Below are 2,001 nucleotides of genomic sequence, written 5' to 3' on the forward strand. Positions count from 1 at the left end.
CACGCGGCGGTGGTGGATTTCGCCCGCAACGTGGCGGGCCTGAAGGACGCCGACTCGAGCGAGAACGACCGCAACACCACCAACCCGGTGATCGCGCTGATCACCGAATGGACCACCGCGGCGGGCGAGGTGGAGCAGCGCAGCGAGTATTCGGACCTGGGCGGCACCATGCGCCTGGGCTCGCAGGAGGCGCGCCTGAAGACCGGCACGCTCGCGCGCCAGATGTACGGCCAAGAGGTCGTGCGCGAGCGACATCGCCACCGCTACGAATTCAACAACCGCTACCGCCAGGATTTCGAAGACCTGGGCCTGGTCGTCTCGGGCAAATCGATGGACGACCTGCTGGTGGAAATCGTCGAATTGCCGCAGCAGATGCATCCGTGGTTCCTCGCTTGCCAGGCGCATCCGGAGTTCACTTCGACCCCGCGCGACGGGCATCCGCTGTTCATCGGCCTGGTCGAGGCGGCGCGCCAGTACAAGGCGATGCGCGAGGGCGAGCTGATGGCGCAGGAGCAGACCGCATGAAACTCTGCGGGTTCGAGGTCGGGCTGGATCAACCGCTGTTCCTGATCGCCGGTCCGTGCGTGGTCGAGTCCGAGCAATTGCAGGTGGACACCGCCGGCACGCTCAAGGAAATCACCGGCCGGCTGGGCATCCATTTCATCTTCAAGTCCAGTTTCGACAAGGCGAATCGCTCGTCCGGCCAGAGCTTCCGTGGCCCGGGCCTGGAGGAAGGCCTGCGGGTGTTGTCCGAGGTCAAGCGCCAGCTCGGCGTGCCGCTGCTGACCGACGTGCACGAGTACACGCCGATGAATGAAGTCGCGGCGGTGGTCGATGTCCTGCAGACGCCGGCGTTCCTGTGCCGCCAGACCGACTTCATCCAGAACGTGGCGCGCGCCGGCAAGCCGGTGAACATCAAGAAGGGCCAGTTCCTCGCGCCGTGGGACATGAAGCACGTGGTGGCCAAGGCCAGGGATGTCGGTAACGACAACATCATGGTGTGCGAGCGCGGCGCCAGCTTCGGCTACAACAACCTGGTGTCGGACATGCGCTCCTTGAGCGTGATGCGCGAGACCGGCTGTCCGGTGGTGTTCGACGCCACCCATTCGGTGCAGTTGCCGGGCGGACAGGGCGCGAGCTCCGGCGGCCAGCGCGAATTCGTGCCGGTGCTCGCGCGCGCCGCGGTCGCGGTCGGTATCGCCGGGCTGTTCGCCGAGACCCACCCGGACCCGAGCAAGGCGCTGTCCGACGGTCCCAACGCGTGGCCGCTGGGCAAGATGGAGGCGCTGCTGGAAACCCTGCTCGAGCTGGACACCATCACCAAGCGTCACGGTTTCCTCGAGCAGACTCTCTAGCGCCAGCCTGCCCGCGCGGCGCTGCACACAACGACATTGACGCCACCTTCGACAGACGGATTGCTTCCATGACCACCACGATCACCCGCATCCACGCCCGTGAAATCCTCGACTCGCGCGGCAACCCCACGCTCGAGGCCGAGGTCACCCTGGCCGGTGGCGCGTTCGGCCGCGCGGCGGTACCCAGCGGCGCCTCGACCGGCTCGCGCGAAGCGGTCGAGCTGCGCGACGGCGACCCGGCCCGCTACGGCGGCAAGGGCGTGACCCGCGCGGTCGCCAACGTCAACGGCGCGATTGCCGAGGCGCTGAAGGGTTTCGACGCGGCCGACCAGAAGGGCCTGGACGACAAGCTGATCGGGCTCGATGGCACGCCGAACAAGGGCAAGCTCGGCGCCAACGCGCTGCTGGGCGTGTCGATGGCCGCCGCGCACGCGGTGGCCGCCTCGCGCGGCGAGCCGCTGTGGAGGTACCTCGCCAGCTTCAACAAGAGTGGCGGCCAGCCGGGCAGCCTGCCGGTGCCGATGATGAACATCGTCAACGGCGGCGCGCATGCGGACAACAATGTCGATGTGCAGGAGTTCATGATCCTGCCGGTCGGCGTGCCCAACTTCGCCGAGGCGCTGCGCGCCGGCGCGGAAGTCTTCCA

General features: G+C 67.6%; 2 protein-coding genes and 1 pseudogene. All 3 read left to right on the top strand.

The window, feature by feature from the left end; genetic code table 11:
• Positions 1–525, top strand: a 525-nt coding sequence (locus VFH59_RS16365; RefSeq protein ID WP_414655908.1) for a glutamine amidotransferase-related protein, incomplete at its 5' end; no start/stop codon positions are given.
• Complete coding sequence (kdsA, locus tag VFH59_RS16370) at positions 522–1,355, top strand: 3-deoxy-8-phosphooctulonate synthase (RefSeq protein WP_325165976.1); 834 nt, start codon at positions 522–524, stop codon at positions 1,353–1,355. The genes VFH59_RS16365 and kdsA, both read left to right, overlap by 4 nt.
• Positions 1,356–1,423: 68 nt before the next feature.
• Positions 1,424–2,001: pseudogene (gene eno / locus VFH59_RS16375) on the top strand (phosphopyruvate hydratase); the annotation flags it as partial.

The organism is Frateuria sp., assembly GCF_035695185.1.
GTDB lineage: Bacteria > Pseudomonadota > Gammaproteobacteria > Xanthomonadales > Rhodanobacteraceae > Frateuria_A.

What these genes read in the sequence shown, in the direction of transcription:
- kdsA (WP_325165976.1), top strand. Translation starts at nt 522, where the DNA reads ATGAAACTCTGCGGGTTCGAGGTCGGGCTGGATCAACCGCTGTTCCTG.